13 protein-coding genes are annotated in these 14,405 nt (G+C 69.7%); 7 read left to right on the forward strand and 6 right to left on the reverse strand.

Annotated elements, in window-relative coordinates:
* Window positions 1-18: 18 nt before the first annotated feature.
* Complete coding sequence (gene dop, locus ON31_RS15830) at window positions 19-1,518, reverse strand: depupylase/deamidase Dop (protein WP_039814479.1); 1,500 nt, start codon at window positions 1,516-1,518, stop codon at window positions 19-21.
* Window positions 1,519-1,710: 192 nt separating this feature from the next.
* Between dop and ON31_RS15835 the strand changes: the two genes are divergently transcribed.
* Window positions 1,711-2,946 carry a DUF418 domain-containing protein gene (locus tag ON31_RS15835; protein ID WP_081592481.1) on the forward strand — a complete coding sequence of 412 codons (1,236 nt, stop codon included), beginning with the start codon at window positions 1,711-1,713 and terminating at the stop codon, window positions 2,944-2,946.
* A gap of 56 nt (window positions 2,947-3,002) precedes the next feature.
* Window positions 3,003-4,214 (forward strand): cation:proton antiporter, encoded by a 1,212-nt coding sequence (locus tag ON31_RS15840; protein ID WP_039814481.1) that lies wholly within the window; start codon window positions 3,003-3,005, stop codon window positions 4,212-4,214.
* A 30-nt stretch (window positions 4,215-4,244) separates the two neighbouring features.
* On the opposite strand, the gene ON31_RS15845 is transcribed toward ON31_RS15840, so the two are convergent.
* Both ON31_RS15845 and ON31_RS15850 read right to left on the reverse strand, forming a co-directional pair.
* Window positions 4,245-4,961 (reverse strand): TetR/AcrR family transcriptional regulator, encoded by a 717-nt coding sequence (locus ON31_RS15845; protein WP_039814483.1) that lies wholly within the window; start codon window positions 4,959-4,961, stop codon window positions 4,245-4,247.
* 44 nt (window positions 4,962-5,005) lie between these two features.
* Entirely contained in the window at window positions 5,006-5,698 is a 693-nt protein-coding gene (locus ON31_RS15850; RefSeq protein ID WP_039814485.1) for a TetR/AcrR family transcriptional regulator, read from the reverse strand.
* A gap of 144 nt (window positions 5,699-5,842) precedes the next feature.
* Between ON31_RS15850 and ON31_RS15855 the strand changes: the two genes are divergently transcribed.
* The 4 genes from ON31_RS15855 (at window position 5,843) to ON31_RS15870 (ending at window position 9,896) form a co-directional block, all read left to right on the forward strand.
* Window positions 5,843-6,298, forward strand: coding sequence for a nitroreductase/quinone reductase family protein (locus ON31_RS15855; protein ID WP_039814487.1), 456 nt, complete (start codon window positions 5,843-5,845; stop codon window positions 6,296-6,298).
* Between the two features lie 111 nt (window positions 6,299-6,409).
* On the forward strand, window positions 6,410-7,180 hold the full coding sequence (locus ON31_RS34710) for a helix-turn-helix domain-containing protein (protein WP_051037323.1): 771 nt from the start codon (window positions 6,410-6,412) through the stop codon (window positions 7,178-7,180).
* A 50-nt stretch (window positions 7,181-7,230) separates the two neighbouring features.
* Window positions 7,231-8,130 carry an AurF N-oxygenase family protein gene (locus ON31_RS15865; protein ID WP_039814489.1) on the forward strand — a complete coding sequence of 300 codons (900 nt, stop codon included), beginning with the start codon at window positions 7,231-7,233 and terminating at the stop codon, window positions 8,128-8,130.
* Window positions 8,127-9,896, forward strand: a complete 1,770-nt coding sequence (locus ON31_RS15870; RefSeq protein WP_039814491.1) for a DUF4873 domain-containing protein — start codon at window positions 8,127-8,129, stop codon at window positions 9,894-9,896. Before ON31_RS15865 ends, ON31_RS15870 begins: the two co-directional genes overlap by 4 nt.
* A gap of 54 nt (window positions 9,897-9,950) precedes the next feature.
* On the opposite strand, the gene ON31_RS15875 is transcribed toward ON31_RS15870, so the two are convergent.
* Together ON31_RS15875 and ON31_RS15880 are read right to left on the reverse strand one after the other, a co-directional pair.
* On the reverse strand, window positions 9,951-10,319 hold the full coding sequence (locus ON31_RS15875; protein ID WP_039814492.1) for an arsenate reductase family protein: 369 nt from the start codon (window positions 10,317-10,319) through the stop codon (window positions 9,951-9,953).
* A 22-nt stretch (window positions 10,320-10,341) separates the two neighbouring features.
* Window positions 10,342-12,654, reverse strand: coding sequence for a hypothetical protein (locus ON31_RS15880; RefSeq protein ID WP_115061673.1), 2,313 nt, complete (start codon window positions 12,652-12,654; stop codon window positions 10,342-10,344).
* Window positions 12,655-13,159: 505 nt separating this feature from the next.
* Between ON31_RS15880 and ON31_RS15885 the strand changes: the two genes are divergently transcribed.
* The gene (locus tag ON31_RS15885) at window positions 13,160-13,378 is read left to right on the forward strand and encodes a hypothetical protein (RefSeq protein WP_115061674.1); all 219 of its coding nucleotides are present in this window, start codon (window positions 13,160-13,162) and stop codon (window positions 13,376-13,378) included.
* Window positions 13,379-13,687: 309 nt separating this feature from the next.
* Here the strand turns inward: ON31_RS15885 and ON31_RS15890 are convergent.
* On the reverse strand, window positions 13,688-14,405 hold a 718-nt coding region (locus tag ON31_RS15890), incomplete at its 5' end, for an HNH endonuclease signature motif containing protein (RefSeq protein ID WP_157533686.1).

A 14,405-nucleotide genomic window follows, 5' to 3' on the forward strand; every position in this document is an offset into this window, starting at 1 on the left:
TTTCGCTCCCGGCGAAACTCAGTGGGTGAGCTGATCCACCAGCTCGGCGGCGGTGTGCGCGCTGTCGAGCAGCGTGCCGACATGCGATTTCGTCCCCCGGCGCGGTTCCAGGGTGGGAATGCGCACCAGCGAATCCCCGCCGAGGTCGAAAATCACCGAATCCCAGCTGGCGGCGGCGATATCGGCCCCGAAACGGCGCAGGCACTCACCCCGGAAGTAGGCCCGGGTGTCGGTGGGCGGATTGGTCATGGCGTCGGTGACCTGCTGTTCGGTCACCAGCCGCCGCATGGAGCCGCGCGCCACCAGGCGGTTGTAGAGGCCCTTGTCCAAGCGCACGTCCGAGTACTGCAGGTCCACCAGGTGCAGTTTCGGCGCGGCCCAGCCCAGCCCTTCGCGATTGCGAATCCCTTCCAGCAGGCGCAGTTTCGCGGTCCAGTCGAGCAGGTCGGCGGTTTCCATGGGGTCGCGCTCGAGCAGGTCGAGCACGTGCGCCCACTTGTCGATGACGTCGGTGACGCGCGGATCGTCGTTGCCGATGCGGTCGTTGTACTTCTCCACCCGGTCCAGGTAGATCCGTTGCAGCGCAAGGCCGGTCAGCTCGCGGCCGTCGGCGAGGGCGACGGTGGCGCGCAGGCTCGGGTCGTGGCTGATGGTGTGCACCGCGGTGACCGGGCGGGCCAGTTGCAGATCGGACAGGTCCTCCCCCGCCTCGATGAGGTCCAGCACCAGCGCGGTCGAGCCGACCTTGAGGTAGGTGGACCACTCCGAGAGGTTGGCGTCGCCGATGATGACGTGCAGGCGGCGGTATTTGTCGGCGTCGGCGTGCGGTTCGTCGCGGGTGTTGATGATGCCGCGCTTGAGGGTGGTCTCCAGTCCGACCTCCACCTCGATGTAGTCGGCACGCTGGGACAGCTGGAATCCGGGCTGGTCACCGGACTGGCCGATACCCACCCGCCCGGAGCCGCACACCACCTGGCGGGAGGCGAAGAACGGGGTGAGACCCAGGATGATCTGGTTGAACGGCGTGTCCCGGTTCATCAGGTAGTTCTCGTGGGTGCCATAGGAGGCCCCCTTGCCGTCCACATTGTTCTTGTAGAGCTGCATGCGGGGCGCGCCGGGCACGCTGGAGGCGTAGCGGGCGGCGGCCTCCATCACACGCTCACCGGCCTTGTCCCAGATGACCGCGTCCAGCGGATCGGTCACCTCGGGGGCGGAGTATTCCGGGTGGGCGTGGTCGACGTAGAGGCGAGCCCCGTTGGTGAGGATCATATTGGCCGCGCCCACCTCGTCGGCGTCGATCACCGGCGCGGGCCCGTTGAGCCTGCCCAGGTCGAAGCCGCGAGCGTCGCGCAACGGGGATTCCACCTCGTAGTCCCAGCGGGTGCGCTTGGCGCGCGGCACGCCCTCGGCCGCGGCGTAGGCGAGCACCGCCTGGGTGGAGGTGAGAATCGGGTTGGCCGACGGCTCCGTAGGCGTGGAAATGCCGTACTCGACCTCGATTCCGATGATGCGCTGCATGGGAACGAGCCTAGGCGACACCGGGCGGAATCGGGTGCGCCCGGGGCGAGTGCGGTGTCACGCGGGCCGGTGCGCGGCGTGCGCGACCACCGTGGGGCGGACCCGGCTCGGGGTGGTCCACGACTCGAGTCGTAGCCGTGGTCATCCCTGCGGGCGACGCGCCGCGACCGGCGTTTTCGGGAGAATTCCCGCATGCCCGAACCGGTTTCCGCTCCGAGTACCGCGGCGTCCGCGACCAGCGCGCGACCCACCGACCGACCCACCGCGCCGCAGCCGTCCAGCCGGGTGGCCGCCCTGGACGTGCTGCGCGGAATCGCCATCCTCGGCACCCTCGGCACCAATGTCTGGATCTTCACCGACCCCGAGGGCCTGCTCGGCTATCTCCAGGGCACCGAGGCCGCGAACACCGCCTGGATGTGGACCGAACGCGTACTCCAGCAGGTGGCGCAGGGCAAATTCCTGGGACTGCTCACCATCATGTTCGGCATCGGGCTGGCTATCCAGCAGCGATCGGCGGCGCGGGCCGGTCGACCGTGGCCCGGCAAGTATCCGTGGCGAGCCCTGCTGCTGTTCGTCGACGGTCTGCTGCACTTCCTGCTGTTCACCGAGTTCGACGTGCTCATGGGCTATGCCGTCACCGGGCTGGTGGTGGCCTACATCCTCGCGACGAGCCCGCGCGCACAGCGCCGCTGGCTGGTGTCCACGGCCGCCGTCCACCTGACCTTCCTGGTCCTCGCCGCACTGGCGCTGCTGTTCGCGCCGCGGTCGGACGCCGGGCCCGCCGAGCCACTGGATCCGAACCCCTACGCCGACGGGTCGTTCTGGGATCTGGTGGTGTTCCGCTGGGAGCATCTGCTGCTGTTCCGGCTGGAGACCATCATCATCTTCCCCATGTCCATCGCCCTGTTCCTGGTGGGCGCGCGGCTGTTCCAGGCCGGTCTGTTCACACCCGAGGGCGGGCGAATCCGCAAGCGGCTCATGATCATCGGCGCGGTGGCCGCACCACTGGACATGGGCCTGGGCGTCTTCGGCGGCGGAGATCTGATCCTGATCACCCGCTATGGGATCGCGCCGTTCGTGGCGCTCGGCATCCTGGGGCTGGTGGCCTGGTTCTACCGGAACCGGCCGCGCCCCGGCTGGGTCGGGCGGCGGTTCGGCGAGGTCGGCCGCATGGCGCTGAGCTGCTACATCCTCCAGAATGTGGTGGCGTCGACCATCTGCTACGGCTGGGGGCTGGGGCTGGCCGCCCGGGTTTCCGCCGACGCCCGGGTGCCGTTCACCATCGCGGTCTACCTGGGAGTCGCCGCGGCCATGCTGGTGTTCGCGCACCTGTGGCTGCGCCGGTTCGACCGCGGACCGGTGGAGTGGCTGTGGAACGCCTGCTACCGCGCGATCGCCGAACGCGGAAGCGCACCGGCAACCAGGTAGCGAACACCACCGTGTCCTTGTCCTGACCGGCCGTCGGGGGCGGGCAGGATGACGGCATGTCCGTACTCGCCGCGGCCGCGGACCCCACCCGGTCGGCCATTCTGTCGCTGTTGCAGATCGCGCTGGTCACCGTGCTCGCCACGGTGCTGGCCCGGCTGGCCCGCGGCTACGTGCCGGATGTGGTGCTGCTGCTGGGCTTCGGCGTGCTGATCGGCCCGCACGTCCTCGATTGGGCCGGGACCGCGGGCGGGGTCGACCTGGTCGCCCAGCTCGGGCTGGGCATGCTGTTCCTGCTGGCGGGCTACGAACTCGATCCGCAGCTGCTGCGCGGCCGGTCCGGACCCGCGGCCTGGCTCACCTGGGTGGCGAGCCTGGTGCTGGCCACCCTGGTGGTGACCCTGGCGGCCCCGGAGGTCGGTTTCACCGCGCATGTGGCGGTCGCCATCGCCATGACCTCCACCGCGCTGGGCACGCTGCTGCCGATCCTGAAACAGGCCGGCATGCTCGACTCCGCGCTGGGCCGGGCCGTGCTGCGCCACGGCGCGGTCGGCGAACTGGGGCCGATCCTGGCCATGTCGCTGCTGCTGTCCAGCCGCAACCCGCTCGCGGCGGTGGTGGTGCTGGTGCTGTTCGCCATCGCGGCCGCGCTGGTGGCGGCGGTGCCGCGGCGGCTGCTGGCCCGCATACCGGATCTGCGCGGGCTGCTGGTCGAACTCGGCGGCGGCACCGTGCAGCTGCCGGTGCGCACGGTGCTGTTGCTGCTGTTCACGCTGATGGCCATTGCCGAGGTGTTCGATCTGGATGTGGTGCTGGGCGCGTTCGCGGCGGGCATGATCCTGCGCACGCTGGTGCGCGAGGCCGATCCGCGGCTCGAAAACCAGTTGAACACCTTGGGTTTCGGTTTCCTGATCCCGGTGTTCTTCGTGGTGTCCGGGATGGGCATCGATCCGGCCGCCATCGCCGGGAACCCGCTGCACTGGGCGCTGTTCGTGGTGTCCATCGCGGTGGCGCGCGGCGGGCCGGTGTGGTTGGCCGAACGCTGGTTCGACCACGGCGGCAACCTGACCTCCGGCCGGGAGCGCGCGCAGCTGGCCCTGTACTCGGCGACCGGTCTGCCCATCATCGTCGCCGTCACCGAGGTCGCCACCGCGGCCGACCTCATGGACGACGAACTGGCGTCGCTGCTGGTGGCGGCGGGTGCGGCGACGGTGCTGCTGTTCCCGCTGGCGGCGCGGATGGTCGGTCGGCGTCCGGTCGCGACCGATTGACGCCGACTGCCGACGGCGACCGCCGCCGCGTCAGCTCGCGTGCTGCGCTTCGGCGCGCGAGATCAAGTCGGCGACCAGGCTGTCGCGGGTCAGCGGCACATCCAGGCTGCGGGCGTTGCCCTCCAGCAGGGCCAGCACCGATTCGGTGAGAATGCCCTCGACCTGTTCGGAGGTCAGGGTGGAGGCGGGGTCGGCGCGCCAGCTGTTCACCACGCCGTCCACGAAGCCGATGATCCCGAACGCCGTGGGGCGCGCGCGATTCGCGTCGATCCCCCAGCGGGTGAGGGTGGTGGCGAACAGGTCGGCGAGTTGTCCGCCGATGCGGTCGCGGGCGCCGGCCATGGCCCGGGAGGCGTCCCCGGCGGTATCGGCGGCGATGAGGAAGCGGTGCAGGTTCCGGTGCCGCTCGACCCAGCCCACATAGGTGCCGACCGCGCCGCGCACGGCGTCGCGCAGGGTGCCGTCCGGGCGCAGGCGCGGAAGCAGTTCGGCGAGCAGCGATTCCAGGATGTGGCGTCGGATCTGCTCGTCCAGGTCGGCGCGGCCGTCGAAGTGCCGGTACACCACCGGGCGCGGCACCCGCAGCCGGTCGGCGATCTGCTGCACCGAGATCTCCACGCCGTGCTCGGAGATCACCGCGAGGGCGGCGTCGAGCATATCCGCGCGGCGGCGGGCCTTGTGACCGTTCCAGCGGGTGCTGCGGCCGTCCGCCGCGCGGGAGGTGTCGTTCGCGCCGGTCTTGGTCATCAATTCACCTTAGCGCGCCGCCGCGCTGCCCGAGACGGCCTGTCTCACACATCACGGAGTCCGAGCAGATCGGCCATGGTCTCCACCGCGTAGTCGAAGAACGCCGCCGCCGGGTCCATACTCCCGACCAGCTGACCGTTGAGTTCGAAGCTCACCGCGCCGAACAGCTGGGTCCAGGCCACCACCATCCGGGCCAGCGCGGGCGCGGGCACCCCCGGGGTGAACCGGTCGGCGAGGGCACCGATCTGTTCGGCCAGCAGCGGGTCGAGGTGTTCGTCGGGAACCGCGAGAGTGCCCGCCGCCCACGCCCGTTCGACAATGCCGAGCACCGCGAGGGGTACCCGCGCGGCCGGGTCGACGGTGGTCTGCGGGGCCGCGTAACCGGGTACCGGGGAACCGTAGAGCAGGGCGTATTCGTGCGGATGGGCACGCCCCCACTCGCGTACCGCGTGCGCCGCCGCCCGCCATTGCGCGCGCGGGTCGTCCGCCCGCGCCACCGCGGTTTCGACGCTGGCGCCGATGGCGTCGTACGCCTCGATGAGCAGCGCGGTGAGCAGGTCGTCGCGGCTCGGGAAGTACCGGTACAGCGCCGAGGACACCATGCCGAGTTCGCGCGCGATGGCGCGCAGGGACAGCGCGGCGGCACCGGATTCGGCGAGTTGGCGGCGGGCGGCATCGGTGATCTCGCGGGTGATCTCGGCGCGGGCCCGGGCGCGGGCGGTCCTGGGTGCACTCATACGCAACAGTGTGCCACGGTTCGGAGCACCGGAATGTTTCGAGAGCACCGCTCTTGACATTGCGGCGACCCCGCGTGCACACTGATCACATCAGAGAGCACCGCTCTCGACAATTGACGCTCGTGCAGCAGACAGGGACACGCCATGAACGACACCGCCGCCAACCGCCACATCGGCCCCTCCGGACTCGACCCGATCGTGAATCGACTCGCCACCCGGCTGAGCAAACTCGGTATCAGCGTGGCCGGGTCCCGGCTGCTGGCCGTGCGCGGCCGCACCAGCGGTGAATGGCGCACCGCCACCGTCAACCCGCTGACCACCCCCGACGGTTCGCGCTACCTGGTCGCCCCGCGCGGCCGCACCCAGTGGGTGCGCAACCTGCGCGTCGCGGGCGGTGGGGAACTGCGGCTCGGACGCCGGACGGAGGTCTTCACCGCCGTCGAGGTCGCCGATGCCGACAAGATTCCGGTGCTGCGGCTGTACCTGCAGAAGTGGGGCTGGGAGGTCGGCCGGTTCTTCGAGGGTGTCACCAAGGACGCCACCGATGCCGAACTGGCTGCCATCGCACCGGGTTTCCCGGTCTTCCGGATCGAATCCTGATCCGGCGGCGCCCGCGTGCCGGGTCGGCCGTCCGGCAGGTTCGCACCGAACGGTAGTTTCATCGGCTGAGTCGGGATTGTCGTGAGCGGTGGGTGTCGGAGGTTGTGCGCGGTGGTCGAACCACAGGTGGCCATTGCGGGGTACCTCCGGGAGCGCCGCGAGGCATCGGGTCTCACTCGCGCCGAACTGGCCCGCCGCGCCGGGGTGTCCGCCGCGCTCATCCAGAAGCTCGAACAGGGCACCCGACCACCCACGTCCACGGCGCTCGGCGCGCTGTTCGACGTGCTACAGGTACCGGAGGTGTATCGGGCCTACGCCGTCGAGGTGCTGCAACCCACCGCGGCCGTCCCGACCGGCCCGGCGCCCCGGCCCACCCCGGTAGAACTCGACTTCTTGCACAGCCTGCCGCATCCCGCCTGCTACCACCTAGCACCCACGCTGGACCTGATCGCCGCGAACGACGCGTATACGCGGGCGTTTCCGGGACAGGAGCCGGGCACCAACATCATGACCTGGATGCTGCTGGACCCGCGCGCCCGCCTGGTCCTCGAGGACTGGGAGCGGGAGGCGCACATCATGGTCCAGTCCTTCCGGCACATGGCCCCGGGACTCACGCCGCCGGAACGCATCGCGGAGGTCACCCGGCAGTGCGAGGGGTCCCCGGACTGGGAGCGGCTGTGGTCGACCGATATTCCGCCCGCCGCGATGAACTGGCGACCGGTCCGCATCCGCCCGCCCGAGGGCGGCGACTGGACGCCCATGCACGTGCAGGTGTTGCGCTGCGATCTGCCGCGCCGGGGGTGGTGGCTGTATTCGATGGTCCCATCGCGGAGGCGTCACGATAGCCACGGACACGTTGACCGATACACCATGTCTCACTAACCTGTGTATGTAACGGCTTGTATCGGAAACTTCGAGTTCGGAGAGCTGTCATGGGCAATGAGGCCACCCTTCTCCCCCACGATTCCTTCGCGCAGCGCCTGCTGAGCGGATCGGCGAAGAAGTCCTACGACCCGGTGGTGGACCTGGATTGGGACGCCCCGCTCGACCCCGAGAAATTCTTCCTGCCACCCGAGGTCGTGTCGCTCTACGGCACCGAACTCTGGGAGGCGCTGAGCCCGGCGCAGCGCCGCGAACTGTCCCGCCAGGAGTTGGCCAATGTGCTGTCGGTCGGGATCTGGTTCGAGAACCTGCTCAACCGCCTGCTGCTGCGCGAACTCATGAACGGCGACCCCACCTCCCGGCAGTCGCACTACACCCTCACCGAGATGGGTGACGAATGCCGTCACATGATGATGTTCGGCAAACTCGTCGACCGCATCGAGGCCCGCCCGTACTGGCCCAATGCCGGTGGGCGGGTGGTGATCTCCGGCTTGCAGCTGTTCCTGCGCGGGTCCATGGTGTGGGTGGGCGCGCTGGTGGGCGAGGAGATCTTCGACGCCGTGCAGCGCCGCACCCTCGACGATCCCGAACTGCAACCGCTGGTGGCACGGGCCATGCGGGTGCACGTCACCGAGGAGGCGCGGCATATCGGATTCGCCCGCGACGCCCTGGCGCGACGGGTCGGCTCCATGTCGAAGGCCGAACTCGCCTACACCCGGCTGTGTGTCGCGGTGGCCGCGCCGCTGTTCGTCCATCTGCTGACCAATCGGCACATGTACGAGCGGGCCGGACTGGACGGGCGCGCCGCCCGTCGGATCGCCCGCGAGAACCCGTACGCCAAGCGCACGCTCGGCGCGGGCGCGGCGAACCTGGCCGGATTCCTGGACAAGTACGGGCTCATCGGCCCGATCGGCAAGGCGATCTGGCGACGCCGGGGGCTGATGGCATGAGCGAACCCGAAATCGTCATCGTCGGTGCGGGTTTCGGGGGTATCGGCACCGCCATCGAACTGCGGCGGGCCGGATTCGAGGATTTCGTCATCCTGGAGAAGTCGGCCGAGGTCGGCGGAACCTGGTGGGAGAACACCTATCCCGGCTGCGCCTGCGATGTCATGTCACTGCTCTACTCGTTCTCCTACGCGCCCAATCGGGAGTGGACGCGGCTGTTCGCCCGCCAGGACGAGATCCTCGACTACCTGAAACGCACCGTGGACCGGTTCGGGCTGCGCGAGCGGCTGTGGCTGCGCGCCGAGGTGACGGCCCTGGATTTCGACGACGACGCCGACCGCTGGGAGGTGCGCCTCGCCGATGGGACACGGTTCCGGCCGCGGTTCGTGGTGCTGGCGGCCGGGCCGCTGCACGTACCCGCCGTCCCCGACTTTCCGGGGCGGGACACGTTCGGCGGCAAGAGTTTTCACTCCGCGCGCTGGGACCACGACTTCGATCCCGCCGGGCAGCGCATCGCGGTGATCGGCACCGGTGCCAGTGCGGTGCAGTTCGTGCCGGAGATCGCACGCGCCGCCGCCCGTGTGTCGGTGTTCCAGCGCACCCCGCACTGGGTGATCCCGAAACCGGATCGGGCGCTGTCGACGTGGGAGCGGCGGATGTTCCGGCTGGTACCGGGGACCCAGCGGCTGTACCGCTGGGTCACCTACTGGGGTTACGAGTCGTCGATCGTGGGCTTCCTGCGGCCGGAGGTCATGCGGCGGTTCGAGTTCCTGGCGCGCGGGCACCTGCGCCGCCAGGTGCGCGATCCCGAGCTGCGGCGGCGGCTCACCCCCGCGTACCGCCTGGGCTGCAAGCGGATCCTGGTGTCCGACGACTACTACCCCGCGCTCCAGCGGGAGAACGTCGAATTGGTGACCGAGCCGATCGACCGGATCGACCCGACCGGTATCACCACGGCCGACGGGGTGCACCGGGAGTTCGACGCCATCGTCTACGGCACCGGGTTCCAGGTCGCCGACCGGTTCGCCGAGCAGCATGTGGTGGGCGCGAACGGTCGTTCCCTGCGCGACGCATGGCAGGGCGGAATGGAAGCGTTCCTCGGGGTCGCCGTGCACGGCTTCCCCAATCTGTTCCTCATCATGGGACCGAATTCCGGCGGCGGCAATCAGTCCATCGTGTTCATGATCGAGGCGCAGGCCCGCTATATCCGGCAGTGCCTGGAGTCGGCGCGGCGCACCGGCAGCACGCGGGTGGAGGTGCGGGCCGGGACCCAGCACGAGTTCAACCGCAGGATCCAGGCGAAACTGGCGGGCACCGTATGGAATTCGGGCGGCTGCGACAGCTGGTATCTCGACGAGCACGGGGTGAACCGGGCGGCGTGGCCGGGATCCAGCGTCTCCTACTGGCGCACGCTGCGCCGCCCGAATCCCGGGCATTTCGATCTCACCGTGCCCGCCGATCGCGAACCGGCGCACGAGTATTCGGGTCCCGCCGTACTGGACGCACCCGGAATGGAGCTGCCGGTGACCGTCACACTCGGCGGCTATCCGGATCCGATCGACGGGCGGTATCACTGGTACGGGCGGATCAGCGCCACCCCGGGGACGGAATTGCCCGACCCCGGCCGGGCCCGGGTATATCTGGCGCTGCCCGGGCGCGAGCCGGTGCCCGCCCGACTCGAGGAACGGGATCCTTGGGGAAATCTGCGCATCGCCGGGACGGGCGAACCGCCGTTTCCGCTGGAACCGGTGGCGGCCGAGCACATCTGACCGGCACCCGCCTCGGCAACGGCGCGCGGCCCGGCTAGCGCGACAGCCCCGCCGTCAGAGCAGCGTGGTGAGCGAGTCCTCGTCGCGGGCGACGACGGCGCGACCGTCGGCGGTCAGCACGATCGGGCGCTGGATCAGCCGCGGATGCTCGGCCAGGGCGGCGATCCAGCGGTCACGGTCGGCGGGAGTACGGCCCCAGCTCGAGACGCCGAGTTCCTTCGCCTGCGCCTCGGTGGTGCGGGTGATGTCCCACGGTTCCAGGCCGAGTTTCGCCAGCACCGCGCGAAGCTCCGCCACGGTGGGCGGATTGTCGAGGTACCGGCGTTCCACGTAATCGCCGCCGGCGGCATCGAGCACCGCCTTCGCCGCCCGGCTCTTCGAGCACTGCGGGTTGTGCCAGATCTCGGTCTGTTCGGATGCCATGGGTCCCGAGCCTAACCGGTGCTCACAGCCAGTCCACCACCCAGCGGTAGGGGCGCATCCAGTACAGCGGGCCGGGCGGGACCGGGTGGCCCCAGCGCTGCTCGGCGTGCTGCACGGCGGCCAGCGCCGGCGGGGGCGGGGTGCCTTCGAAGATCTCGTGGATGTGGCGACGCCAGGTGTTGAGCATGGGGCCGATCGCGTCGGGGTCCTGCGCGAAGGCGAAATCGAGGCAGCGCGACATCAGGGCGTCGACGGCGTTCGCGGAGGTGATCGGGTCGCCGGTGCCCAGCGAATGCAGGAACGCCTCGATGAGCGCGTAGGCGACGGCGTCGTGGACGGAGGTCTGGCCGTTCTCCAGCGCCCAGATGCCCAGATAGGTCGGGCCGCTGTTGTCGGTCCACACCGCGTGCGCCTCCGCCACCCGATCGTCGAAGATGAGCGCGGTCAGCAGCCCCAGCACCGATTTCGCCATGATGAGCGGATCGGGCTGTCCGGCCTCCAGCGCGTCGTCGATCAGTGCACGGAACGCGGAGGCGGCCAATTGCGCCCGGCCCGCCGCCAGCAGCGCGTCGGCGGTCTCCCCGCCCGCGCACTGATCGGCGGGGGGCTGCTTGGGTCCATCGGCCGGGAGCGCCGCGTCCTGCGGGGCCGGGGCCGCGACCGTGTTCATGTCGAGCAGCATGGTGGAGGGGTCGGTGGGCGGCGGAAGAGCCGCCGAGAACGGCCGAGCCGGGACCGGTTCCCCGAATGCGTTCTCCGGCGCGGCGAATTCGTCGAACGACACGTCCGCGGCGGAACCGGCCAACTGGCCGAACGGTGGAATCAGGTTCGACGAGCCGGGATCGGCGAACGGGGCGTCGGCGCGCTCGCCGCGAGTGGGCAGCGGCGGCAGTCCCGACGGTGCGCCGACGTCCGGTATGGGCGAGTCGGCATCCAGCGGTGATCGCCCGGACCTGCGCCGACCGGGCAGCGGCGGCAGTCCGGAGATATCCGGCTCCGCGGTATCCCCGCTCGGGAATCCCCCACCGTCCGCCCCTGCCGGTTTCGGCAGCCCGCGACGGTCCGCTTCGGGAGCCAGGTCCGTATCGGGCACAAGCGAAAACCCCCCGCTGTCCCGCCCCGACAGTGGCGGTAGCCCCCCGGCCTCCCGAACAGGTAACGATGGCAGTCCCCCACCGCGCCCCGGCAATGGCGGCAAGCCACCCGGATCCTCCTCCGGCGTCGGCGGCAGGTTACCGGCGGAACGTTCCGCCGATGGGGACGGAATCCGAGCCTCCCGGTCCAGCACCGGCGGCGGGCCCCCGGCGTGGCGGCCCGGCAGCGGCGGCAGGCTCCCGACCTCCTGGTCCGGCAGTGACAGTGCAGCGTCGGCGTCCGATTCGGGCAGCGGCGGCGAGGTCTCGGCGTGTCGGCCCGACGGCGTGGTGAGCCCGCCGCCGTCCCGTTCCGGTGGAAGCGGCTCCGCGGCACGACGGTTCGGCAGTGCGGGACGTTCGTCGGCCGCGCCGCTGCTCACGGTCGGCAGACCCAGCGGGTCGAGGTCCGGGGCGGCCGGGTCGGCGGCGGCGAAGGGGGCCTTGCCCGGTGCGAGCAGGTCCGGGCCGGATGCCGCGTCCGCTGCGGCGCCGTCCGGGAACGGCGGGTCGGCGGGCAGCTGCTCACCGGTGCCGTGAACTCCGGCGATGCGGTCCTTGATGGCGGGCGCGCTGTCGAGGTATTCGCGTGCCTCCCGGGCGAATTCGTTGTCCACGCCGGTCAGCCAGTCGCGACCGGCCCACAGAATGTCGAACACGTCCCCGCCGACCTGGTGTTCCACGGCGGCGCACAGTGCGTAGTACCCGTAGGAGCGGTAGTCGTCGAACCCCTCCCCCTCGCGTACCAACAGCACCGCGTACGGAGTGGCGAGATCGTGCCTTTCGATGTCCCCGAGCAGGGTGCAGGCGGTCATGGCCGCCATCAGCACCTCGTTCTCCGCCCCGAGCTGGCGGCGAATCGCGATGCACTTGTCCGCCATGGATACCGCCACATCGGCCCGGTCCAGCTGCGTGGCCGCCTCCACGGCCATGGAGTACATGGTCGCCATGCTCCCGGCCGGGATATCGGCCGCGAATCGCGCGGGACCGCTCTCCGCGATGCGTAGCGCCTGCGCGAAATCCGCGGCGGCGAAGGCGGCTCGGAAGCGGTAGGACACGATCCAGCCGTAGTCCTTCGGGTCGGGTTGGTCCAGCAGCGAGTCGTCGAACGCGGTGAGCCGCTCCAGCGCCTCCACCGCCTGTCCCTGGTCCAACATGCCGCTCGCCTCGTTCATCACTGCGACGAACGCCTCTCGATCCATGATCGCCTTCCCGAATGATCCAAACACTGGATCGTATGCCGCGGCCCCGGATCGGCGTGGCCGGTGAGGGGAATCCCACAGTGCCAACACCATTGGCATCACTCCCACCGTCCCCGCCTGTGCCGTAACCACACTCGCTGGGTCTACGAATCCAGTATCCGCATCCCCACCGACACCACCACGGCACACCTCACCCCAAACCTGTTTCCGCTGCGTAAAAGATCGATCCGAGTGCCCGACGCACGATCGGGCGCGGACCACGGCTCCGCCGAACGCGCAGCATCTCGCTGCGCGCCATCGCCGCAGGCGGTGGAGGGATCCGAGCGAATGGGAGGGGAACTGCCGGATTGCCCGCGAACCGTGGTTCCCATCTCTCGAAAACGACGATTTCGGTTCGCGGATTCGCTACGAGAACACCCGCGCGACCGTAGCGTGAGGGTATGAGTGGGGTAGGCGCGGGGATCCGCCGGGCGTGCTGGTGCACCCGACGCGCCGGGAGCGACGCATGATCGGAGACGAGACGGAACGCCGCAATGGCCGAGACGGCGGTCCGATCTCCTTTCAGCACCGCGACGACGGCATCTGGCCGGTCGGCGACGACGGCTGGCCGCTGACCGTCGAGCAGGTCGCTGAGCTCGACAGCGATGGACGGGACACCCGTGAGCTGCTCGGTCATATGGGTGAGATTGTGGATGTCGAGCCGGAGTCGGTGGAGGACATCTGATTTCCGTGTCACGGACGGGTCTTCGTCCTGGTCGGGGTGGGATGCCGAGGTGTTGTGTTCGGTCGAGCCAATGTGCTGGGACTGGCAAGGAACATGGGTGGGCCGATACGTCGCGCACGTATGTCACTTCGGCATTCGAGGCCAGCGCGAGTAGTTGGGTGTTGCCGTAGAGATTTCAAAGATGAGTGTGGTGGCGTTGGGTGCCTTACCTGGCTTTCGCTGACGCCGGGGTGGGTGCCGCGCGCGTCTATCCCAGCCCACGGACTGGCTGGGGTTGCGTTCTCGAGATGGGCCTTGTGTGGGGTCTGGCTATTGGCGTAAGTGATCGCCTCGGGTCGGGTCCGGGCGTTGGGTGCGGTGATCTGTCGACGGCCGGTCGTGAGGGCCGGTGGGTCGTTGATCGGCTGTTCGGTGGTCGCGGTGACGGTGACCGGGCCGGTCGAGATGGTCGGCACCGTGCCGGGTCGCGGTATCGGTGAGCCACTGCTCCGGGTGATGGTGCAGATTCACCCGGGGGACCCGTGCCGGATCGATGCGGGTCGGGGGTGCCCACGCGACACGACCCGGATACCGGCCGCTACCGACACCGCGTCCGAGGGTGGCCCACCCGGTCGGATCCTCGACATCCTCGGGGATCTGGGCGTGGCAGCGGTCGCACACCAGGGTGAGGTTGTCGATATCGGTACGACCACCCCGCAACCACGGCACCATATGATGCACCGCACACAACGTCGCCGGAGCCTCACACCCCGGGCGGGTACAACCCCGATCGGCGGCGATACACGCCAACCGCTGCCACGACGACGCCAGGCGATACCTCCCCCGCCCCAAATGCAACGGCAGTCCTTTGCCGTCGAACAACATCAACAACGGGTAGCTACCCTCGGCCATCCGCAACGCGTCGGGGATCGACATCACCGACCCCGACGCGGTGTGGGCGTATCCGGTTCCGGCCTGCAGGTCGGTGAGACTCATCGTCAACACCACCGACACCGGCACACCCCGATGACTCCCGAGATTCTCCGGA

Origin of the sequence: Nocardia otitidiscaviarum NBRC 14405, from assembly GCF_000308635.1 — a bacterium.
GTDB classification, from domain to species: domain Bacteria; phylum Actinomycetota; class Actinomycetes; order Mycobacteriales; family Mycobacteriaceae; genus Nocardia; species Nocardia otitidiscaviarum.